This is a genomic window from Flavobacterium piscisymbiosum, from assembly GCF_020905295.1.
GTDB lineage: Bacteria > Bacteroidota > Bacteroidia > Flavobacteriales > Flavobacteriaceae > Flavobacterium > Flavobacterium piscisymbiosum.
In genome coordinates this window covers 4,549,387-4,572,683 of record NZ_JAJJMM010000001.1, presented here as the reverse complement: position 1 = coordinate 4,572,683, position 23,297 = coordinate 4,549,387, and the positions used below count along the sequence as shown (strand labels likewise).

Genomic DNA, 23,297 nt, shown 5'->3' with positions numbered 1-23,297 from the left:
TAAAATTAGTTCCTTATAAATTAAATTATTAAGTTCGAAACGACAAAAAAAATTAACGTCCAGCTTTGCGAACTCAAAGAATGACAATGTTTTTAATAGCGAACTTTGCGTAATTCTTAGCGTGCTTTGTGGTAAAAAAAACATTCCAGTAAACATTATCAAAAAACAGAAAAAAATCCGCGTCAATCAGCGTTTTCGCGCTAGCGAATCCGTTTCATCTGCGGGCCATTTTTACCTACTTCAATATCAACTGCATGAAAACCAAATCAAGCCAGTGATCAAATTTATAACCGACTTCACGTATGGTTCCTGTTGCAACAAAACCAAATCGTTCATGAAAAGCAATACTTCCAGCATTATCAGCATCGATCGCACCAATCATCACATGATAACCTTGTTCTTTGGCCAAACGAATCAATTCAAGTAATAGTTTAGATCCAATACCTTTACCTATAATATTATCAACTACATAAACTGAGTGTTCAATCGTATATTGATATCCAAGTTTCTCACGGAATTGCCCGTAACTTCCAAATCCTACCACTTCGCCATCTAACTCAGCAACGACAATGGGCAGGTTTTTAGCTTTTTTATCTTCAAACCATTTCGTCTGAACATCGATAGTTTGAATATCATAATTATAATTTGCAGTAGTATGCAAAATAGAGTGGTTTACAATCTCAAGAATTTTTTCTAAATCGTTGGTTGTCGCTGGTCTTAGTATTACGTCCATTTTGTTTTTGGTAGTTTTTTGTCCCAAATTCATAAATTCGAGGCTATTTTAATTGTTATTTTGTTGTAAGTTTTAATTCTATCCAAATTATTTTGTTGCTTTTAGAACGGTATTAGATTGGAATTTGGTCCCGAAGCTTCGGGATAATATTTGGAATTTCGTGTTTATTTTTTATTGAGTTCAGCCAATAAATCATCTGCATCTTTAGTACCCCAGCCCATTTCGGTACCAATTTCCCTGGCATCTTTAGCATATTTCAAAGCTAATTTTTTGTCTTTTATTTTATTATAAAGTCGGGCGATAAGTAAATTTCCGTCATAAGAATCATTCAATTCAAGAGAATGTTTTACCCACGAAATAGACTTTTTCAAACTCTCGGTGTCAGAGATGTGTTTCAAATACGTCTGACCAATCTCTTTAAGGAAACTGGCGTCATTCCAGGCTATTTTTTGAGTATCCTCAAGCGTTACTTTTTTATATTGTTGCCATTTTTCAGTTCTTTCTGCCAGCGTTAAATCAAATTTAAAAACAATCGAATCTGTTTTTTGCAAACGAATCGATTTGGCTATTTCCCTTTGTTTATAATAGTTTATAGTATCCAAACCATCAACATAAGGACGAAGTAATTCATTGACAATGCTTTCTATTTTACGATCAACGCGGTTTTGAGAAGCTGCGGCAGCAAAATCCTTTTGATGATTTAAAACATACTGAAATTCTCTCGATTTAATATCTGTTACTCCATTCGCAATAACACGCCAGTTCAATTCACTAACCAATTGTGCATCAGATTGTGTATTCAGATAAATATGTGTCGGAATCGATAAATCAGTTCTGTCTTTTCCTTTTTTCAGCGTATTCAAATAAGCAAAAAACTTAGTGGAATTACTCGGGTCATCCAGAAATTGTTTCTCTAAATAAGGCAATTGCATTCTCGAATTCAAAGCATAATTGGCTTCTGTCAAAAAATCTGCTTTTTTCGATTCGCCTTTTAAAGCGTATAGAAGCACCTCATTATTTGGATCTATAAATAAAAAAGTAGGCAATGATTTGGTATTGTATTTATCTTTTAGAGCAATTCCTTCTTCTTTTTCAACATTTTTCCAAACGCACACATAGTTTTTCTTTAAAAAATCCATTACAGCAGGATCACTAAAAACTTCCTTTTTCATTTGATTACAATGGGGACACCAATCAGCGTACAGCATTACAAAAAGAGGTTTTCCCTGAGTTTTGGCATTTTTTAAAGCTGTTTTATACGGTGTATCATCCGGAACAAACTGATTTTGAGAATGTAAGACTTGTAACGATAAGCAGAGAAAGAAAATAGAGAAGAAACGCATAGAAAGTTTATTTTTATTAAAAAATCTGATTTACAAATATATCTCCTTTTTCTAAAAACAGCCCTTAATATCTTCCTATTTATAAGTTAAATCCAACACGAAGTTTGTAACTTTGTGTTATCAAAAAGAAATCTTAGACTTTTAGATTTTCTTTACAAAATAATACACATAATAATGATTTACCCCAAAATAGCGCTTGCTCAAAGCATTATCGAAATTTGTTTAGCAAAAGAAATCACCAATATTATAATTTCACCGGGATCAAGAAACGCACCTTTAACGATTGGGTTTGCACAAAATCCTAACTTTAAATGTTACAGCATTGCTGACGAACGCTGCGCTGCTTTTTTCGCTTTAGGAATTGCACAGCAAACCAAACAGCCAACCGCAATTGTTTGTACTTCAGGATCGGCTTTATTAAACTATTATCCGGCTGTAGCCGAAGCATTTTACAGTCAGATTCCGTTAATCGTAATCTCGGCAGATCGACCGCAAAGCAAGATCGATATTGGCGATGGACAAACCATTCGTCAGGAAAACGTTTTTCAGAATCACTCGGTTTTCAATGCCAATTTAACCGAAGATGCTTCTGTAGAAAATGATTTAAAAATCAATAAAGCAATCGAAACTGCGATTCTTCAAAAAGGTCCGGTTCATATTAATGCGCCTTTCGAAGAACCTTTATACGAAACGGTTTCAGAACTTTCTGTTGAACCAAAGATTACCCATTCAGAGGAAATTCTCGGAACAAAAATTATCGAAAATATTGATGATGTAGCTTCTGTTTGGAATACTTCAAAAAGAAAATTAATTCTTATTGGAGGAATAAACGAAGCCAATTCTGTTAGTAAAGAAATTCTCGAAAACTTTGCCAAAGATCCCTCAATTGTAGTGCTTACGGAGACAACATCAAATTTGCATGAACCAAGTTTTATTAATAGTATAGACAGCTTAATTACACCTTTTGACGATTGTGATTTTAAAGAATTAGAACCGGAAGTTTTAATCACTTTTGGTGGTATGATTGTTTCAAAACGTATTAAGGCTTTTTTACGAAAATATAAACCTGCACATCACTGGCACATAGATACTTTACGTGCTTACGATACATTTAATGCTTTAAGCAAACATTTTGTAATGGAGCCAGAAGATTTTTTCAAAGAACTGCTTCCAAAAACAGCATTTGTTTCAAGTAAATATTTCTCAAAAATTGATAAAATTTACGATTTAAGAAAAATCAGAAAACAGGAATATTTGCGTAAAATTACATTTTCAGATTTTAAAGTATTCGAAAAAGTAATAGAATCACTTCCTAAAAACAGTCAGCTTCAAATAAGCAATAGTTCAGCGATCCGTTACGCGCAGTTAATCGAAATTGATCCTTCAATCGAAGTTTATTGCAACCGCGGAACAAGCGGTATTGATGGAAGTACATCAACAGCGATAGGAGCGGCAGTAGGAAGAAAAGATATACAAACCGTATTTATTACCGGAGATATTGGCTTTTTATACGATAGCAATGCTTTATGGAATTCTTACATCCCTAAAAACTTCAAAATTATCTTAATTAATAATGGAGGAGGAGGAATCTTTAGAATTTTACCCGGGCATGAAGAAAAACCTGTATTTAATACGTATTTCGAAACTTCGCATAATCTTACCGCAGAACATTTAGCAAAGATGTATAAGCTTAATTATTTTACTGCCAATGATGTAGCATCTCTTGAAGAGGCATTAAAAAACCTTTACAGTAATGATGATGCTGCCGGAATTCTGGAGGTATTTACGCCAACGTTGGAAAACGACGTTGTTTTAAAACAATACTTTAAAGAGTTGATTTGATATTGTAAATAAAATAAAGTTAAAATAGTTTTAATGTAAGATAAATCTTTAAATTTGATTTTTATAAATCTAATCAATTTTAAATTTTTATTATGAGCGCAAGAGAAGAATTAATTAAAAAGTACGCAGAAGATCTAAAAGAAAAATGTGGCGTAACACCAAATATGGATTTGCTTACTAAAGTAACTATAGGTTGCGGACCGTCTATTTATAATGCAGATGCCTCTACGGTTGCCGGAACTCAACAATCTGAGTTGGACACTGTAAAAAATAATTTCCTGATAAAAAAATTAGGGTTAGCTGATAGCCCGGCTTTAGACAAAGCGATAGCTGATGTTATGGAGAAATATGGCAAATCGAATAAACACAAGTACAGAGCAGTGGTGTATTATTTATTGACATTGCATTTTAAAAAAGAAAGTGTTTACAAATAAATTCATTCGGATTAAAAAACAAAAAGCGCCTATTTGGCGCTTTTTATATTATTATTATTATTAACGAATAGGAACCGGAAAAACAGGTAAACTCGCATGACCTAAATCATCTACAGTTTGTATAGCAAAAAAGTAATTATCTTTAGAATACGGGATTTCTGCTTTTGTGTCTTTTACAAAAAATGTTTTTTCCCAATGAGAAGAAGCTGTTTCCCTCATTAATATCTGATAACCGTATGGTGTTTTTCCTTCCGGAGCATTCCATGAAAAAGTAGATGAATTAGAAAGGTTTTTAACTTCTATACCTACATTTGTTGGCGCTTTTGGCGACCAGGCTAAATTGGCTAGAGTAGCTAAATTAGAGCAAGTGTTTTTTCGTAAATAATCAAAATCCATAAATTCGACCAAATCACCATATTTAATACCGTTCTCAGTTCTTAAATCTTGATGTTGGTGATCAAAATTCTCATTCATTTCGCAAAAACGAACTGCCGTAAATCCATTTTGACTAAACGGAGTATGATCGCCGCCACGTAAAAAACGATCGTTTCGATACACAAGTTTCACCGTTAATTGATCTACGTATTGTTCAGTAACCGTTTTTATATAACGCGCCAACAATCTCGACGGACTGTCATTATCGCGATTGGTAGCTTTTCGCATTTTTGCTTCATCTTCGGTTTCAAGAAACGGAATTGTTTCACTAAAAACCCTGATTTGCGTATTGTCTCTTAAATTAGTTCCGCTTGATAAACTATTGCCAGTCATATCATTATTTAGCATTGCCATAACATTCCAGTTGGATTCTTTTGCCTTTTCAGCAAGATAACGAGCACCAATAAGTCCTTGTTCTTCACCCACTACAGCCACAAAAATAATGGTTACCGGAAAAGATCTTTTACTCATTACTTTAGCCAATTCCATTACAGCTGCAACCCCTGAGGCATCATCATTTGCACCAGGCGCGTCAGATTTTATATTCATCACATCAGAAACTCTCGAATCCAGATGCCCACTTATAATAAGTACACGATTGTCATTTGGGTCGGTTCCTTTTAAAGTTGCCATTACATTACCAAGCTGACTGTCTTTATTGATACGTTTCCCATCTGCATTTACAGTAAAATAATCAATTTCAGAAGTCAATCTTCCGTTCGATTCCAAAGCATATTTATCAAACTCAGATTTTACCCATTGCTGCGCGGCGCCAATTCCTTTGGTCTTACTTTTAGTATCGCTTAGAGTATGTCGTGTGCCAAAAGAAACTAACTTTCGAACAGTAGCTTCAAGGTTATCGGCTTTAATTTCGGTAATCATTTTTTTTATTTCCGGATCTTCAGCAATTTGAGAAAAGGTAATTTGGGTAAAAAACAGAAAAGTAAAAACGGAATAGAAAAAGGTCTTTTTCATTGATTTGGAGTTATTTTTTGATTCTCAAATTTAACTAAAAAATAAACAAACCCCGAAAAAGATATTGATGGATTTTTTTTCACTGTACCATTTTCAAACTTCGTACATTTGCACTTTAAAAACTCAGCTGCTTTTTAGCTTAGAATCTCAAGAATATGATTGAAATAGGAAAATACAACACCCTTACTATATTACGTGATACCAAAGTTGGTTTATTTTTAGGTAATCCTCAAGAAGATCCCGAAGGAATTCACGATATTTTATTACCGAATAAATACGTTCCAAACGAATTTGAAATAGGCGAAGAGCTTATCGTGTTTGTTTATTTAGACCACGAACAACGCCCGGTTGCTACCACGCTTGAACCTTATATATTATTGAATGAATTTGCACTTTTAAGAGTAAATTACATCAATCAGGTGGGAGCTTTTATGGATTGGGGAATGGAAAAAGATATACTTGTTCCGTTTAAAGAACAAGCCCGCCCAATGGAAAAAGGAAAACGTTACTTAGTTTACCTTTATATGGATGAAAAAACCAATCGTTTGGTCGCTTCAAGTAAATTGAACCAATTTTTAAGCAATGAAAACCTAACGGTTGAAAAAGGCGAAGAAGTTGATTTGATCGTTTCACATATTACCGAATTAGGAATAAATGTTATCATCAATGAGCAACACAAAGGATTGTTGTATAAAGATGAAGTTTATGATGATGCGATTAGAACCGGAGACAGAATGATAGGATTTATTAAAAACATTCGTCCTGATAATAAAATTGATGTCGCGCTGCAAGTGCAAGGTTATCAAAGTATTGAGCCAAATGCAGAAAAAATATTAGATGAATTAAGAGCCAATCGAGGTTTTTTACGTTTAAACGATGCTTCGCATCCTGAGGATATCAAAACGGTATTAAAAATGAGTAAAAAGACTTTCAAAAAAGCAATTGGAGCTTTATACAAAGACAAACTCATAGAAATAAAAGAAGATGGGATTTATCTTGTAAAAGAATAACTTTTTAAAAATTCCAAATTTTAAAATTCCAAATTCCAACAATACTTTACGTCGAGTTGGAATTTGGATTTTTTTTTTGAAATTTATCTCAACCATAGTCAACGGTTTCAACTAAGAGTGTAAGGAACTTTTGCGAAAGCCTAATTTAATTCTTATCGTCAAACATAGCGCGTGGTTTCAATCTTGGGAATTTAAAATACCAAATCCCAACAATACGTCCGGTTGGAATTTGGAATTTTTTTATTGAAATTTAAAAAATATTTAGAGTTTATGAAAAAAATGATCTTTTTAAGCCTTTCGTGCTTCGTTCTTATTTCATGTCAAAAAAACAAGTAAGATTTAAAACTTGAATTACTGACAAATGAGATTGTTTGTGTTGAAGATGTTTATATGGATGATTTCCGGGAAGTTTTTTATAAACCAAATGCAGAATATGACAGTCTTTCAAAAAACATTCTTCATTATAAAATAACCAATATTTCAGATAAAAAATATTTTATAATGCTCAACGAGGATAATCTGGGAACCGTAGAACGAGATCTTTATAGAGAAGCTTTAGGAAGAAAAGATTATGCTTATAATTCGATTGGCTTTAGCATGTATAAAAAAGATTCTATTTTAGATGGAAGTTCCACAAGGGCCGAAAATATGTGCGGCAACGGTTTCGAACTAATGAAAATTGAAGAGTTAGATACTATAGTCTCTAAGTTTTTAAGAAAGAACCAAATTTTCAGGAAATACCAGCTAGAATATGTCAATGATATCGATGAATCATTACAAGGTTATTTTCTTCAGCCTGGAGAAACAAAATATTTTACTTCAGTAATTAATTTGCCTTATAGAAATAGTCAAATGTGGTTTTCAAATATTGACAAGAAGAAACCAAATTTAGGTTCACTTTCTTTAAAGAATGATTCTGTTTTTACGAATAAAAGATTAAGTCAGGATCGGAAAAAAGAGATAAAAGAAAACGGATATGTTTTATTTGACGGCATTATTTACTCTAATAAAGTTCCGGTAAAACTAATAAAGATTACAAATTAAAACAGGAAAGGCTGCTCATTACAAGCAGCCTTTCCCTTTTTATTCTAGTTTTAAAAAAAATTGTAATTAAAAAAAAACAGAAATAAAATAATTTGAATCCTTCAAGAAATAAAAGCTTTAAAAATTTTAGAAATTACTTCTTGAAACGGTATGTCTTTAAACAATTTATACATTCATATTAAAAGCGAAACGTCAATTTCACGGCTAATCCATTGGTTTGATAAAATAACGTATAGAAAGTTTTAGTTAGCATTTTTTCCTCTTTTCGTAATCAATTTTATACTAATTACTAAACAATTCTAGCATTTAACCTTAGGTGTTACTATCTCCTTTTCGAAGTTTCAATAAATGAGTAAATCATTTGCTCATTATTTAAGGGTTTACTATTTAAAACCGTAAAAAAATGAGCGACAAATTTTTTAAATTTTCTCAAAAAAATCATTTTTTAGGTTAATAAATCAGTGAAAGAAAATCAATCCCAAATCGATGAAATAAAATGTATCTCATTGATTTCTAGGGTGTAAAATTACTTATTATTTTCCGAAACTTATGTTAAAAAATGTTATTTTTTATACAAGACTATCAATTGTTAACATTGAAAGTAATTTTCGTACAGACTTAACGCAAATAGAGTAGGTAAAAATGTAAAAATGGTTTATTTTTACGCTATAATTATTAAAAATAAAACAAATAGAAATGGATTGGATAACTGCCAGAGAATTTGAAGATATAACTTATAAAAAATGTAACGGAGTTGCTAGAATCGCTTTTAACAGACCTAATGTTAGAAATGCTTTTCGTCCTAAAACAACTTCAGAATTATACCAGGCTTTTTACGACGCACAAGAGGATACTTCGATAGGTGTGGTTTTACTTTCTGCAGAAGGACCATCAACAAAAGATGGAGTTTATTCTTTTTGCAGCGGAGGAGATCAAAACGCACGCGGACACCAAGGTTATGTGGGTGAAGATGGTCAACATCGTTTGAATATTCTTGAAGTACAGCGTTTAATTCGTTTTATGCCAAAAGTAGTTATTGCAGTTGTTCCGGGTTGGGCAGTTGGCGGCGGACACAGTTTGCACGTAGTTTGCGATATGACTCTGGCGAGTAAAGAACACGCTATTTTTAAACAAACAGATGCTGATGTAACTAGTTTCGACGGTGGTTACGGATCTGCTTACCTGGCGAAAATGGTAGGTCAGAAAAAAGCACGTGAAATTTTCTTTTTAGGAAGAAATTATTCAGCTCAGGAAGCGATGGATATGGGAATGGTAAATGCCGTAATCCCTCACGATGAGTTAGAAGATACCGCTTACGAATGGGCTCAGGAAATACTTCAAAAATCTCCAACTTCTATCAAAATGCTAAAATTTGCCATGAATCTTACAGACGACGGAATGGTTGGTCAGCAAGTTTTTGCCGGAGAAGCCACTCGTTTAGCCTACATGACAGAAGAAGCGAAAGAAGGAAGAAATGCATTCTTAGAAAAAAGAAAACCAAACTTTGGCGAAAACAAATGGTTGCCATAAAAAGTAATTAGTTTCCAGTCTCAGTCACAGTCTGAAAACTGAAACTGTGACTGAAAACTTTTTCAAGAACTCTAAAATCTAAAATTAAAAATAAATGAAACATTGGATTGAAGCCGCACGATTGCGCACATTGCCTTTATCAGTTTCCGGAATTATAGTTGGAAGTATCTACGCGCTTTCAAACCCAACATCGACAATCGATACACCAACAGAAGTATTCAGTTGGAAAATTTTTGGTTTTGCACTCTTAACGACATTAGGTTTACAGGTTTTATCCAATTTTGCAAATGATTACGGAGATGGAGTAAAAGGTACAGATAATGAAGACAGAATAGGGCCAAAGCGTGCTATTCAGAGCGGAGTGATCACGCCACAAGCCATGAAAAAGGCGATAACTATTACAGCTGGATTGACTTTATTATCGGCTATTATCTTAATTTATTTTGCATTTGGAGAAACGAATTTCGGATATTCGATCTTCTTCTTATTGTTAGGTATTGCTGCAATTGTATCTGCGATTCGTTATACTGTTGGTAATTCGGCTTACGGATATAAAGGTTTTGGAGACCTTTTTGTTTTCATATTCTTTGGTTTAGTCAGTACTTTAGGCGTTAACTTTTTATATTCTAAAGAAATCGATCCGCTTCTAATTCTTCCTGCCGTAGCCATTGGTTTATTGAGCGTAGGGGTTTTAAACCTTAATAATATGCGCGACGAAGAATCAGATCGTAAATCAGGAAAAAACACAATCGTTGTTAAAATGGGCGGAGCAAAAGCTAAAGTGTATCATTTTACACTTATAATTACTGCTATGATTGCAGTAGTTCTTTTTGCTGTTTTAAGCAATTATAACTTCGATCAGTATTTGTTTTTATTGGCTTATATACCTTTAACCAAACATTTAATTACCGTTTATAAAAACCAAAACCCTAAGCTTTTAGATCCGGAATTAAAGACACTTGCATTAAGTACATTTTTGCTTTCGATCTTGCTTACAGTATGTATGATTTCGTTGATTTCAGACATTATTGTCAACCTTTTCCTGGGTGGAAGATAAAACAAAGTTCAACTTTAAAATTTAAACAAAATGAAAATCACATTTTACGGACACGCATCATTAGCCATCGAAGTGGGAGGAAAACACATTCTTGTTGATCCTTTTATTACAGGAAATCCAAAAGCTGCGACAATAGACATAAATACATTACAAGCAGATTATATTTTGCTTACACACGCACACGGAGATCATATTCTTGATGCCGAAACTATTGCAAAACGCACCAATGCAACCATAGTTTCTAATGCTGAAATTGCAAGTTATTACGCTCAAAGAGAATTAAAAGCACACCCGATGAATCACGGCGGAAGCTGGAAATTCGATTTCGGAAAAGTGAAATATGTAAACGCAATTCACTCAAGTTCTTTTCCTGACGGAAGTTACGGAGGAAATCCTGGTGGTTTTGTGATCGAAGGCGAACATAAAAACATCTACATTGCCGGAGATACAGCACTTACATACGACATGAAATTGATTCCGTTAAGAACCGAGCTTGATCTTGTAATTCTTCCAATCGGTAACAATTTCACGATGGATGTAGAAGATGCTATTATTGCTTCAGATTTTGTAGAATGCGATAAAATCCTTGGATATCACTTTGATACATTTGGTTATATCGAAATCGATCATGAAGATGCTATTCGTAAATTTTTCGATAAAGGAAAAGATTTAATGCTTCTCGAAATCGGAGAATCAATCGAACTTTAATTATTATACAAACGAGCTTTTTAAAGTTTAGTTTTATTTCTAAAATTGGAATTTAAATTTTAGTTTTTACTAAATTGTAATTTGTCATCCTGAGCGAAGTCGAAGCAAGGAGCTATTTCCCGCTTTCGGTTATATCTTTTTTGAGAAGATGAAAAATCTTCTCAAAATAAGGATACCACCTCTATCGGGGCTAGGATCTTACTATTCATAAGAAATTATAAATGAACGACACAATTAAATTCATTTGCGAATGTTGCGGCAAAGAGCACGAAAGCTGGCCTGCAATAACTTATAATGCACCCAGTAGTTATAGTAATCTTTCATCAGATGAAAAAGAAGAAATAGCGGTTATTGACCAGGATTTTTGCGTGATTAAATATGCTGACGATCATATTGACCGATTCGTTAGAGTAGTACTTATTCAAAAAGTAAACGATCATTGCGAAGATCTCGAATATGGTTTCTGGGTTTCATTAAGCGAAACAAGTTTCAAGGATTATCTCGAAAACTTCGATAATGAAAACCATGAAACACAATATTTTGGATGGCTTTCCAATTATATTCCTCAATATCAATTTTCAAATAGTATTCCAACAACCGTTGTGACTAAAAGCGGAAACGACAGACCGGAAATTTTTCCTCATAAAGATTTCGACCATCCTTTTGTAAAAGATTTTTATAACGGAATCACAAAAGAAGAAGCCGAAAAAAGGATTCGGGAAATACTATAAAAAATCAGGCATCAAAATTATATCTAATAATTAAACCTTAAAAAATGAATTTAAAAAAAACCGTCATCTTTCTTTTTCTTATTATTTCATTTAACACATTTGCTCAAAAATGTTCTTGTCAGGATAATTTCGCATGGTTAAAACAAACTTTTGAAGAGAATGATGCTGGTTTTCAATTCGTAATTGATAAAAAAGGATTAAAAGAGTATCAAAATCATAATGAGATTTTTTCGAAAAAGATCAAAAACATTAAGGACGCAAATGATTGCCAAAAAGCCTTATCTGAATGGTTATTGTTTTTTAGAAAATCGCATTTATCTTTAGTTGTAAACCAAGATCAACAAAAAAAAGAAGCTGCAAAACCTAATACTGCAGCAAATGATAAATGGGAGAAAATGGAAATCCCTGAAACTGAATTAAAAAATAATTTAGCTAAAAATTCCCTGCCTGGCTTTGAAGGAATTTGGGTCTCTGAACCCTATACTATTGGAGTTGTAAAAAAGGACAATCAATATGTAGGTTATATTTTAGATGCTAAAGGAACAAAATGGAAACAATATCAGGTAAAATTTAAGATTACAGAAAATTTAGACAAAACACATACCGCAATCTATTATTTGGGTGATTATTCGAGTCGTAAATTTGATGACATTCAATTTATTGGAAATAATTTCCTGAAAATTGGTTTCGTTTCCTTAAAAAGAGTTTTCCCTAATATCCAGGAAAATAATCCCGAAATAAGTGATTACATCGAATCTATAACTACACAAGAACCTTTTATTAAAGCGATTTCACCCAAAACGGTTTTATTACGCATTCCGTCATTTAATTATTCGAATAAAAAAGCCATCGACAGTATTCTTGCTGCAAACCATAATTTAATTACTTCGCGCGAAAATTTAATTATAGATTTAAGAGATAACGGCGGAGGATCAGATTCAAGTTTCGAAAATATCATACCCTATTTGTATTCAAATCCAATTAGAAATATTGGAGTTCAATTCTTATCTACAAAGCTCAATAATAAGAGGATGGAAGATTTTATGGCAGATCCGGAATGGTCGGATAAGGATAAGGAATGGGCCAGAAAAGGATTAGAAAAGCTAAATGCTCACCTTGGTCAATTTGTTAATTTAGAAGAAAATGCGGTAGAAGAAACTAAACTTGATAAAGTGCTCACTAATCCAAAAAATATTGGAATAATAATACACGAAAATAATGCAAGTACTACAGAGCAATTTTTATTAGCTGCAAAACAAAGTAAAAAAGTAAAACTTTTTGGAACAACAACAGAAGGTGTTTTGGACATTTCGAATATGTATTTTATCGATTCTCCTTGCAAAGACTTAAAGTTAGGCTATTCATTATCAAAAAGTTTTAGAATTCCGGGCATGCAAATTGATGACAAAGGAATTCAGCCGGATTACTATCTTGACAAAACTATTCCTGAATATAATTGGGTTAGATTTACAGAACAAATATTAAACGCGAATTAAATAAATGATTTTAAAAAATCGTAACATGAATTTAAAGAAAATAGTTTTATTCATTTTAATTACAGTTTCCTATAACACATTCGCTCAAAAAGATGGCTATTGGGACAAAGAACGCGCTACAACAAAAGAAATTATAGTTTCAGCACGAGACCGAATTGTGCTAAAAACAGAAGATTTACCTGTTGGAACAACCGAAATCGTTTATAGAATTACATTATTAGACGAAAATCAGGAAATGACGAATAGTTTGGTTTCGGTATTAAAATCGATTCCCGATCCAACCGGAATTTCTCAGGGATCCGCCGGAGCCGTTTTTTTAATGTCTAAAATTTCTGGTGACGATACTTGTTCTTACGCACTTTTTACTTCAAACGAAAATGCAAAAAAATACATTTCTGATGGTAAAACAGATAAAGCCTGTTACGCTCAGGAAGAACCGTTAAGCAAAGATGCCAAACGATTATCGCTTGATAAATCTTCTTGTTTGGGACAAAATATAAGTACACTTTGGTTTGGTTTTCACAGTAAAAACTGGCTTTTAAACCAAAAAATTGTATTGGAAGTTGTGCCATGGGTCGATTCAAAATTAAACCGTGGTTGGAATCAGGACAACAAAAACGAAATTATTAGTCTTTGTAAAACTTCGACAATGGCGCAAAAAATGGCCAATTCGGATGATTTTTGCGTTTGTATTCTCGAAAAAATAATGAAACAATATCGTTATACCGAGTTTCAGAAATTATTGCCAATCGAGAAAAACAAAGTGTATAAAGACTTTGGAAACAGCTGTTATAAGGATGTAGATATTTCTAAAAACGTTTATAGCGATTTAAGAACACAAGCTTCGACTTTAATAAAACTACAAAAGTACAACGAAGCGATTCAAAAACTGAATACCATAATTAATGATGGAAAAGCAACCGCAATCGATTATGGTTCTATTGGTTATTGCTATATTTTGACCAAACAATATGCAAAAGCAATTAAATTCCTGAAAGAAGGTGAAAAATTAGACGATACAGAGTTGTTGGTAAAACTAAATCTGGCACACGTTTATCTGGTGAGCGACGATTATAGCGAAGCAAAAGCCATTTACAAAAAATACCAAACCCAAAACGTTACAGACAGTTTAAGCTGGAAAGAAAAAACCAAGCAGGATTTTACAGTTTTCGAAAAAGCAGGATTACCATCAAAGGACTTTGAAAGAGTTTTGAAATTATACAATTAAAAATATTTGCACCATATAAGTTATATAAGTTCATTTAATTATAGCACCTAAACTAAAGCCTATTTTGTTTTTTTTATAATCGTAATTATAATAGAATTTTTAAATTTTGTCATTACATTTAAATGAACTCATATAACTTATATGGTTTAAAACGTTACCATGAAATCAACTTTCCAAAAATACATGTTAGAGTTTAAACGTCCTTCCGGAACTTCCAGAGGCATTATGACCGAAAAAGAAACCTGGTTTATTATCCTTGAAGAGAATGGTAAAAAAGGATTTGGAGAGTGCGGAATATTACGTGGTTTAAGTGCAGATGATCGTGATGATTACGAAGAAAAACTAAACTGGGCTTGCCAGAATATTCAACTCGGCGAAACTGCCTTATGGGAAGCTTTATTAGAATTTCCGTCAATACAATTCGGGATCGAAATGGCTTTTTTATCTCTTAAAAGCGAAAATCCATATGTTTTATTTCCTTCGGATTTTACTAATAATTCTAAATCAATTGCCATAAATGGATTGGTTTGGATGGGAGAAGCTTCATACATGAAACAACAAATCGAAGAGAAATTAGCCGATGGTTTCAATTGCATCAAACTCAAAATTGGCGCTATCGATTTTGATAAAGAGCTAGAATTACTACACTTTATCCGAAGCCATTTTTCGGCAGAACAAATCGAAATTCGTGTTGATGCGAATGGCGCTTTTGCTTTAAATGAAGCTTTAGATAAACTTAATCAACTAAATCAATTTCAGCTTCATAGTATCGAGCAGCCAATTAAAAAAGAAAATACTAAAGCAATGGCTGATTTGTGTGAGACAACTCCGTTTCCTATTGCATTAGACGAGGAACTAATTGGTGTTTTTTCATTACCAGAAAAAGAAAAATTACTACAAGAAATAAAGCCTCAATACATTATCCTGAAGCCAAGTTTTATAGGCGGATTCAGAGGAACCAAAGAATGGATTGATTTAGCCAATAAATACAATATTGGTTGGTGGATTACATCAGCATTAGAAAGTAATATTGGCCTTAATGCCATTTCGCAATGGACCTTTATTCAAAACTCAAAAATGCCCCAAGGTTTAGGAACCGGTGCACTTTATACCAATAATATCGATTGTCCGCTGGAAGTTTCGCAAGGACAATTATGGTACAATATATCCAAAAAATGGGAATCATTTTTTTAAAGGTTCAAAGGGGCAGAGCGACAAACGTTCAAAGGTTTAAAAACAGGAAGTAAAAGAGTAAAGAGTAAAGAGTAAAGAGTATAAAATAAAAAGGCACAGAGTAGAAAAGCCTTTGAACCTTTGCAACTCTGTACCTTTGAACCTTTTTCTAACCTTAAAAATTACTCTTTCCCTCCAAGTAATCCTTGTTGCCAGTCTTTTAGTTCCTGCCATTTTCCCTGATAGGCCAATAAAGCCTGTTTTGCCCAGGTACTTGGATTGTGAATGGCGTAATTTTCGCCACCGGCATCCAGAATAGATTGTAATTTTTCAGTTGAAGTTTCTGAGAGTTCTTGCCAGGTTGTTATTCCTGCGGCATTAAACAATGCTTCAATTTTTGGTCCGATTCCTTCTACAATCTTCAAATCATTTTCTTTTATTTTTTTACCGTAAAGTGTAGCTGCTAATGAAGCATCAAATAAAAATGCAGGAGCAGCAGCAGAACTAAATGATTGTGCAGATGAAGATATAGTTGCTTTTGATGCTAAATCGGCTTCTAATGAAGAGATTTTAGCATTCAGATTTCTGGTATTTGCTTTACAGGCATCCAAATCAGCTTGTAATGACAATGCAAGAGAATCGTCTCCTTTCGAATTCATTTTTCCTAGTAAGTAACCCAAGATTCCACAGATTAATCCCACTAGCACCGGTATTAAGATACAAGGTATATTCATAATAGTATATTTTGATTAATTATTTTATTGTAATTACAGTTCTTCTGTTATTTGCTTTTCCTTCTGCAGTTGTATTTTCACCAATTGGCTCGTCAGGTCCTTTTGAGTTAGTTGTAATGCGGCTGCCGTCGATACCTTTTTTCGATAAATAATTTTTAGAAAATTCGGCACGTTTTTGCCCCAGTAGAACATTAGAATCACGATTTCCAACATTATCACTATGCCCAACGGCCAGAATAACCGCGTCTTTAACATGCTCCATATATTTTACCAGATCAGCCACTTTTTGTTTTTCAGCATTAGATAATTGGTTACTGGATCTATTGGTGCTAAAATGCAGAATTAGCGGATCACCATTAATTTTATCTTTCAAAATTACCCATTCGTCAGTAACAGCAGGAGCAGGTTCAGGAGTTTCAAATTTATATTCGGCAGGTCCTAAAAGCGTATCCTTGCTTGTTTTCCACGTATCTACTATTTCTCCTTTTGTATCAAACTGAGAATCAGATAATCCTTTTGAAACAAAATATTTTTTGATATCATTTGCCCTGGCAAGACCAAGATTTTCAAAAGTCGTAGTATTTGTTTCATCAGAAGTAGCATAACCCGTTATTGTTATTTTTTGTTTAGGGTTTGCAATCAAAAATGTTTTAAGATTTTCAATTCCAATTGCTACAGAATCACTAACAGGCAGGACGACTGCAAAACTGTTTTTAAGGAACTTGATATTATCATTACTGTGATAATCAATTCCGGAACCATTTAGAATAAAAGGGACAAAAATAGTCTCCTCAGCCACAACTACCGATACTTTTTCAGTATCTGTCGCTGGTGTTTTAATAGTACAATTGCAACAGAATTTTACATACAAAAAAGTACCCAAAATAACTGTTATTGCAATGCCTAATAGATAAAGTGCTTTTTTAGACATAAGTGATGAAATTAAGATTCACTCAAATTTAACAAAAAAATAGATACATAATGCATTAATAATCAGTTATTTTGAAGTTATATATCTAATTTTGAATAGGTTATAGAAATAAATTAAACATTCATATTGATTTAAAACTGAACTTTAAGACTGAATTAAATTGAGTAACTTGCATAAAAATTAAATTGAGACAATAAAAATGGTCGAAATAGAAAGAAAGTTTCTTGTAAAATCAGATGATTTTAAAGAACAGGCTTTTACGCAGAATAACATCGCTCAGGGATATTTGAGTTCAATTCCTGAAAGAACTGTTCGCGTTAGAATAAAAGGAAATAAAGGCTTTATTACGATAAAAGGAATTGGTCAGCACGGAGGAATGTCTCGTTTTGAATGGGAAAATGAAATTCCGATTGATGAAGCGCAAGAGTTACTAAAATTATGCGAAAGAGGTAAAATAGAGAAAACTCGCTTTGAAGTAAAATCCGGAAAACACATTTTTGAAATAGATGAATTTTACGGAGAAAACGAAGGTTTAGTAATGGCCGAAATAGAGTTAGAATCTGAAACAGAATCATTTGAAAAACCTGATTGGCTAGGAGAAGAAGTAACAAATGACAAAAGATACTACAACGCTTATTTGAGTAAAAATCCTTTTAAGAGCTGGGAAAAGCAATAAAGTTATGGTAGAACAATATGATTTGATCATCGTTGGCGGCGGCCCAATAGGACTTGCTTGTGCGATCGAAGCTCAAAAGAAACAATTACGTTATTTAATTATTGAAAAAGGGGCGATTGTAAATAGTATTTTCAATTATCCATTGTATATGACTTTTTTCTCGACAGCAGAAAGGCTGGAAATTGGTGATATTCCGTTTAATTGCCTGGCTCCAAAACCAGGTCGTCAGGAAGCTTTAGAATATTATCGAAATATTCATCGTTATTTTAATTTTTCAATTCATTTGTTTGAAAAAGTTACTCAGGTTGAAAAATTAGAAAATAAATCTTTTAAGATTACAACCGATAAATCTTTGTACGAAGCTAAAAACGTAGTAATTGCAACTGGTTTTTATGACATTCCGATTGAAATGAACCTAAAAGGCGAAGAATTGCCTAAAGTGCGTCATTATTACAAAGAAGCGCACGAATATGCTTTTAGAAATGTTTTAGTAGTTGGCGCGAATAATTCGTCTGTTGATGCCGCTTTAGAATGTTGGAGAAAAGGAGCAAATGTCACTATGGTGATTCGTAAAAATGAAATTAACAACCGGGTAAAATATTGGGTAAAACCTGATATCGAAAACCGAATCGCCGAAGGAAGTATCAAAGCATATTTTGAATCGAATATTACTGAAATTAAAGAAAATGAAGTAGAAATCGAAACTCCAAACGGAAAAGTTACGATAGAAAATGATTTTGTTCTGGCATTAACAGGCTACAAACCAGATTTAAGTTTTCTGGAAAAAATGGGAATTCAATTATCTGATGATGAACTAAAAACTCCAAACTATAATCCTGAAACAATGGAAACCAATGTCGAAGGTCTATTCTTAGCCGGTGTAGTTTGTGGTGGAATGCAAACCCATAAATGGTTTATAGAAAACTCACGTATTCATGCCAATATGATTATGGATTATATTACTTCTAAATAAAGTTTGCCACAGATTTTAAAACATTAGAATATTTTTTTCACCATTAAGAGATTAAGTTATTTAAGAAGCAATCCTTAATTTTTCTTAATTTCTTAATAGTTTATTTAAAAATTAAATTTTTAAATCTGTGGCTTTTTTTTCCCATTAAGAGATTAAGTTATTTAAGAAGCAGTGCTTAATTTTTCTTAATCTCTTAATGGTTTATTTACAAATTAAATGTTTTAAATCTGCGGCTTTTTTTTACCACTAAGAGATTAAGTTATTTAAGAAGCAATGCTTAATTTTTCTTAATCTCTTAATAGTTATTTAAAAATTAAATGTTTAGAATTCGTGGCAAAAAAAATTAAGAACTACAAGAAAGCATAGAACAACCTACTTTAGATCGTGCCCAATCAGGTCTTTTGGCGAACCATTTTTCGTATTCCGGCTGTTCATCATACGGTTTTTGCAATAACTGATACAATTCGTCAATCAAAGAATAATCTCCCTGATCTGCGGCATCAATTGCTAATTGCGACATATAATTTCGAAGCACGTATTTAGGATTTATCGCATTCATTTTTTCTGAACGATTTTCATGTGATACTTCTTCGGTATTTAATCTTTCGATATAAACCGTAAACCATTTTGTCCAGGCTTCTAAAATTTCTCCTGAAATTTCTTCAGGTTTGTAGAAAGAATCTTTTATTTTTTCAATTGCTTTTTCCGGAGAATCTGATTTTAAAATTTGACTCAAGTTTCTAAAAAAGATGGTCATATCAGTTTCGGATAATTGTAAAACAGTTTCTAAAGCAGTAATCAATTTGCTATCAGTTTCAGTTGAAGTAAATATTCCTAATTTATTCAAAAACATTGTTTTACATTCTGAATCATACTCATTGATAAACGATTCTAATATTTTTTCTAAAGGTTCTGCTTCATTAATTAAAGGATACAGCGCATTTGCTAATTGATATAAATTCCATTGTGCAATTTGCGGCTGATTGCCAAAACGATACCTTCTGTTTTGACTGTCAGTTGTGTTAGGTGTCCAATTAGGATCGTAATTTTCTAACCAGCCATACGGACCGTAATCGATCGTGATTCCGTGAATCGACATATTATCTGTATTCATCACGCCGTGTACAAAACCTACACGTTGCCAATGTAAAATCATTTCACGAGTTTTATCTGCAACCGTTTGAAAAAATTGCAAATATTGCTGTTTTGGTTCTCCTTTAATTTCAGGAAAATAATGTTTGATATTATATTCCACAAATTGTTTTAAGTTCTTGAGTTCGTTTCGGGCTGTCAGCATTTCGAAACTTCCAAAACGAATAAACGATGGCGCTACACGACAAACAATTGCTCCTTTTTCGTAAGCTGGATTTCCGTTGTATAATATATCTCTTAAAACTTCATCTCCGGATAACATTAGCGAAAGCGATCGGGTAGTGGGAATACCTAAATGATACATGGCTTCGGCACATAAATATTCTCTTACAGAAGAACGCAAAACAGCCAAACCGTCTGCAGTTCTGGAATATGGAGTTTTTCCGGCTCCTTTTAACTGAAGTGTAAAAAACTCATTATTATGTTCTACTTCGGTTAAGTTGATAGCACGGCCGTCGCCCAATTGTCCGGCCCAATTCCCGAACTGATGTCCCGCATAACACATAGCATACGGACGGGTTTCAGCAAGAATTTCTTTTCCAGAAAAGGCATTCAAAAACATTTCAGATTGAATTTCGTCTTCAGCAATACCGACCAATTCAGCCACTTCTTTTGATGCGTGAATAAGTTTAGGATTCGAAGGTTTTGTAGGATTTACATAAGAGAAAACGGCATTAGAAACCTGACGAATTTCATTTGTTTCGTTAGGATCTGCAGGTAATTCAGCAGTAAATCGATTATTTATTTTTAAATTTTTCATTTGAGTTTTTATTTTTAGCCACAGATTACACAGATTAAAATGATTTTTAAAATGTTAATTAAATTAAAAAAATAATCCTCTTAATCCTTTAATCTGTGGCAAAACTTTTATTTAGTCAACTAATTTATGAGCGTACATTTTTTTCAACTTTTGCACTTTCGGATCAATTACGATTTGGCAATAACGCGCATCCTGATTATTGTTGTAATAATTTTGATGGTCTTCTTCGGCTTCGTAAAATACCTCGAAAGGCACTAATTCCGTAACAATTGGATTATTATAGAATTCTTTTGCTTCTTTAAAAACTTCTTCTGCAATTGCTTTTTGTTCTTCATCATGATATAAAACAATAGAACGATATCGCGTCCCAACATCAGCGCCCTGACGATTTAAGGTTGTTGGATCGTGACTCGTCATAAATATAAAGATTAAATCACGATATGAAATTATGTCAGGATCAAATGTTACTTGTATCACTTCGGCGTGACCGGTTCTTTCGGTACAAACTTCCCTATAAGGGGGATTCTTGATAAAACCTCCCGAAAATCCTGATTTTAATGATTCTATTCCGTTTAAACGCTGAATTACAGCTTCAATACACCAAAAACATCCGCCGCCAAAAGTGGCTAATGATAAATTTTTCATAAAGGTATTGTTTAGTTTTACTTGCCCTATTAATCCGATAGAATATTATGATAAATTATTAGTAAAACAATGTTTTAATTAAAGATCTTAAATGGTTATGAAATGTTTGAAGTTTACAATTGATAAATTCGCAATTTTATAAAAAAGCGATATATTTGCAATCAAACTCAGGCACACTAATGAATAGCAAAAATAATACCATCACTTTAGAAACCTATTTTCAGGATTTTAGAAAGCATATTGTTGGAATTGATCAGGAATTTACTTCTCCGTATGGCAAGAAAAAGATCATTTATACTGATTGGACTGCCAGCGGAAGGCTATATCGACCAATTGAGGAGAAACTTTTGAATGATTTCGGACCTTTTGTAGCCAATACTCATACAGAAACTACTGTGTCAGGTACTGCCATGACAAAAGCGTATCATCATGCCAGAAACATTATAAAGCGTCATACCAATGCCAGCAAAGATGATGTTTTGATTACTGACGGAACGGGAATGACTGGTGTTGTCAATAAATTTCAGCGTATTTTGGGACTTAAAGTTCCTGAAAACCTTAAGGATTTTATTACTGTTCCGGCAGAAAAAAGACCAATTGTTTTTATTTCGCATATGGAGCACCATTCGAATCAAACGTCTTGGTTAGAAACTATTGCAGATGTAGAGATTATTCCGTCTTGCGAAAAAGGACTTTTTTGTCTGGATAATTTGGCTTTATTATTAGAAAAATACGCTGACAGAACAATTAAAATTGCTTCAATAACTTCATGTTCGAATGTTACTGGTTTGAAAACACCTTTTCATGAAGCTGCAAAATTAATGCATCAGCATCATGGTGTTTGTTTTGTCGATTTTGCCTGTTCAGGACCTTATGTCGAAATTGATATGCATCCTGAAGATCCGGAAGCGTATCTTGATGCTATTTTCTTTTCGCCTCATAAATTTTTAGGCGGCCCTGGAACTTCTGGGGTTTTGATTTTTAATAAAAAATTATACAATAATATGATTCCCGATTGTCCGGGTGGAGGAACTGTAAGCTGGACAAATCCTTGGGGAGAACATAAATATATTGACAATATCGAGGATCGCGAAGATGGCGGAACTCCAGGTTTTCTTCAGGTTATTAAAACCGCTTTGGCTATTGAGCTAAAAGAAGAAATGGGAATTGAAAACATTCTACAACGTGAACACGAGATTGTTGATTACGTTTTTAATGAATTAGATTCGGTTTCTAATATTAAGATTCTGGCGGGACAACATCAAAATCGTTTGGGGGTAATTTCGTTTTTTATTGAGGATCTTCATTTTAATCTAGGTGTAAAATTGCTGAATGATAAATTCGGGATTCAGACTAGGGGAGGTTGCAGCTGTGCGGGAACTTACGGACATTTTTTATTGCACGTAGATCAGGAAACTTCGAATAAACTGGTGAATGAAATTACGATTGGTGATTTGATCAAAAAACCAGGATGGATTAGAATGTCCATTCACCCGACTACAACTGATGAAGAAATTGCTTTTGTTTGTGAAAGTATTAAGGATTTAGCAACGAACCATAAAAATTGGGCTTTGGACTATTCATATAATAAAAACACAAATGAGTTTGTTCATAAAAATGCGAATTCATTTGAGGATGAATTGGTTGCTGGTTGGTTTAGATCGTAATATTTTTTAAACTTAAAATT

General features: G+C 33.2%; 21 protein-coding genes. 14 read left to right on the top strand and 7 right to left on the bottom strand.

Annotated features, from left to right (window positions below; genetic code table 11):
- Positions 1-235 precede the first annotated feature (235 nt).
- Entirely contained in the window at positions 236-733 is a 498-nt protein-coding gene (locus tag LNP81_RS19740; RefSeq protein ID WP_230038835.1) for a GNAT family N-acetyltransferase, read from the bottom strand.
- A gap of 164 nt (positions 734-897) precedes the next feature.
- Entirely contained in the window at positions 898-2,076 is a 1,179-nt protein-coding gene (locus LNP81_RS19735; RefSeq protein WP_230038833.1) for a thioredoxin family protein, read from the bottom strand.
- A 174-nt stretch (positions 2,077-2,250) separates the two neighbouring features.
- Between LNP81_RS19735 and menD the strand changes: the two genes are divergently transcribed.
- Both menD and LNP81_RS19725 read left to right on the top strand, forming a co-directional pair.
- A complete protein-coding gene (menD, locus tag LNP81_RS19730; RefSeq protein ID WP_230038831.1) occupies positions 2,251-3,918 on the top strand; it encodes a 2-succinyl-5-enolpyruvyl-6-hydroxy-3-cyclohexene-1-carboxylic-acid synthase in 1,668 nt (555 codons plus the stop codon).
- A gap of 92 nt (positions 3,919-4,010) precedes the next feature.
- On the top strand, positions 4,011-4,352 hold the full coding sequence (locus LNP81_RS19725; RefSeq protein WP_230038829.1) for a DUF2853 family protein: 342 nt from the start codon (positions 4,011-4,013) through the stop codon (positions 4,350-4,352).
- Positions 4,353-4,412: 60 nt separating this feature from the next.
- On the opposite strand, the gene LNP81_RS19720 is transcribed toward LNP81_RS19725, so the two are convergent.
- The gene (locus LNP81_RS19720; protein WP_230038827.1) at positions 4,413-5,762 is read right to left on the bottom strand and encodes a M20/M25/M40 family metallo-hydrolase; all 1,350 of its coding nucleotides are present in this window, start codon (positions 5,760-5,762) and stop codon (positions 4,413-4,415) included.
- A gap of 155 nt (positions 5,763-5,917) precedes the next feature.
- Here LNP81_RS19720 and LNP81_RS19715 point away from each other — a divergent pair, with 155 nt between their 5' ends.
- From LNP81_RS19715 to LNP81_RS19675, 9 genes are all read left to right on the top strand, one after another.
- Entirely contained in the window at positions 5,918-6,772 is an 855-nt protein-coding gene (locus tag LNP81_RS19715; protein ID WP_230038825.1) for a CvfB family protein, read from the top strand.
- A 390-nt stretch (positions 6,773-7,162) separates the two neighbouring features.
- Complete coding sequence (locus tag LNP81_RS19710) at positions 7,163-7,816, top strand: hypothetical protein (RefSeq protein WP_230038823.1); 654 nt, start codon at positions 7,163-7,165, stop codon at positions 7,814-7,816.
- Between the two features lie 696 nt (positions 7,817-8,512).
- The gene (locus LNP81_RS19705) at positions 8,513-9,346 is read left to right on the top strand and encodes a 1,4-dihydroxy-2-naphthoyl-CoA synthase (protein WP_035681238.1); all 834 of its coding nucleotides are present in this window, start codon (positions 8,513-8,515) and stop codon (positions 9,344-9,346) included.
- A gap of 94 nt (positions 9,347-9,440) precedes the next feature.
- The gene (gene menA, locus LNP81_RS19700; protein WP_230038821.1) at positions 9,441-10,403 is read left to right on the top strand and encodes a 1,4-dihydroxy-2-naphthoate octaprenyltransferase; all 963 of its coding nucleotides are present in this window, start codon (positions 9,441-9,443) and stop codon (positions 10,401-10,403) included.
- Positions 10,404-10,433: 30 nt separating this feature from the next.
- A complete protein-coding gene (locus LNP81_RS19695; protein WP_230038819.1) occupies positions 10,434-11,111 on the top strand; it encodes a metal-dependent hydrolase in 678 nt (225 codons plus the stop codon).
- Positions 11,112-11,332: 221 nt separating this feature from the next.
- Positions 11,333-11,842: a DUF2199 domain-containing protein gene (locus LNP81_RS19690; RefSeq protein ID WP_230038817.1), complete on the top strand. Its 510-nt coding sequence runs from the start codon at positions 11,333-11,335 to the stop codon at positions 11,840-11,842.
- A gap of 44 nt (positions 11,843-11,886) precedes the next feature.
- Positions 11,887-13,338, top strand: a complete 1,452-nt coding sequence (locus LNP81_RS19685) for a S41 family peptidase (protein WP_230038815.1) — start codon at positions 11,887-11,889, stop codon at positions 13,336-13,338.
- A gap of 25 nt (positions 13,339-13,363) precedes the next feature.
- Entirely contained in the window at positions 13,364-14,566 is a 1,203-nt protein-coding gene (locus tag LNP81_RS19680) for a tetratricopeptide repeat protein (protein ID WP_230038813.1), read from the top strand.
- A 159-nt stretch (positions 14,567-14,725) separates the two neighbouring features.
- A complete protein-coding gene (locus LNP81_RS19675; protein WP_230038811.1) occupies positions 14,726-15,760 on the top strand; it encodes an o-succinylbenzoate synthase in 1,035 nt (344 codons plus the stop codon).
- Positions 15,761-15,921: 161 nt separating this feature from the next.
- Here the strand turns inward: LNP81_RS19675 and LNP81_RS19670 are convergent, their stop codons facing one another.
- Positions 15,922-16,473: a hypothetical protein gene (locus tag LNP81_RS19670; RefSeq protein ID WP_230038808.1), complete on the bottom strand. Its 552-nt coding sequence runs from the start codon at positions 16,471-16,473 to the stop codon at positions 15,922-15,924.
- A 19-nt stretch (positions 16,474-16,492) separates the two neighbouring features.
- Positions 16,493-17,404, bottom strand: a complete 912-nt coding sequence (locus LNP81_RS19665; RefSeq protein WP_230038806.1) for an OmpA family protein — start codon at positions 17,402-17,404, stop codon at positions 16,493-16,495.
- 199 nt (positions 17,405-17,603) lie between these two features.
- Between LNP81_RS19665 and LNP81_RS19660 the strand changes: the two genes are divergently transcribed.
- The gene (locus LNP81_RS19660; RefSeq protein WP_230038803.1) at positions 17,604-18,080 is read left to right on the top strand and encodes a CYTH domain-containing protein; all 477 of its coding nucleotides are present in this window, start codon (positions 17,604-17,606) and stop codon (positions 18,078-18,080) included.
- A gap of 4 nt (positions 18,081-18,084) precedes the next feature.
- A complete protein-coding gene (locus tag LNP81_RS19655) occupies positions 18,085-19,053 on the top strand; it encodes a YpdA family putative bacillithiol disulfide reductase (RefSeq protein ID WP_230038801.1) in 969 nt (322 codons plus the stop codon).
- Positions 19,054-19,396: 343 nt separating this feature from the next.
- Here the strand turns inward: LNP81_RS19655 and LNP81_RS19650 are convergent, their stop codons facing one another.
- Together LNP81_RS19650 and msrA are read right to left on the bottom strand one after the other, a co-directional pair.
- Complete coding sequence (locus LNP81_RS19650) at positions 19,397-20,965, bottom strand: protein adenylyltransferase SelO (protein ID WP_230038799.1); 1,569 nt, start codon at positions 20,963-20,965, stop codon at positions 19,397-19,399.
- Between the two features lie 111 nt (positions 20,966-21,076).
- Positions 21,077-21,610 carry a peptide-methionine (S)-S-oxide reductase MsrA gene (gene msrA / locus LNP81_RS19645; RefSeq protein ID WP_230038797.1) on the bottom strand — a complete coding sequence of 178 codons (534 nt, stop codon included), beginning with the start codon at positions 21,608-21,610 and terminating at the stop codon, positions 21,077-21,079.
- 179 nt (positions 21,611-21,789) lie between these two features.
- On the opposite strand from msrA, the gene LNP81_RS19640 reads away from it, so the two are divergent.
- Entirely contained in the window at positions 21,790-23,277 is a 1,488-nt protein-coding gene (locus tag LNP81_RS19640; RefSeq protein WP_230038795.1) for an aminotransferase class V-fold PLP-dependent enzyme, read from the top strand.
- The last annotated feature ends 20 nt before the right edge of the window (positions 23,278-23,297 follow it).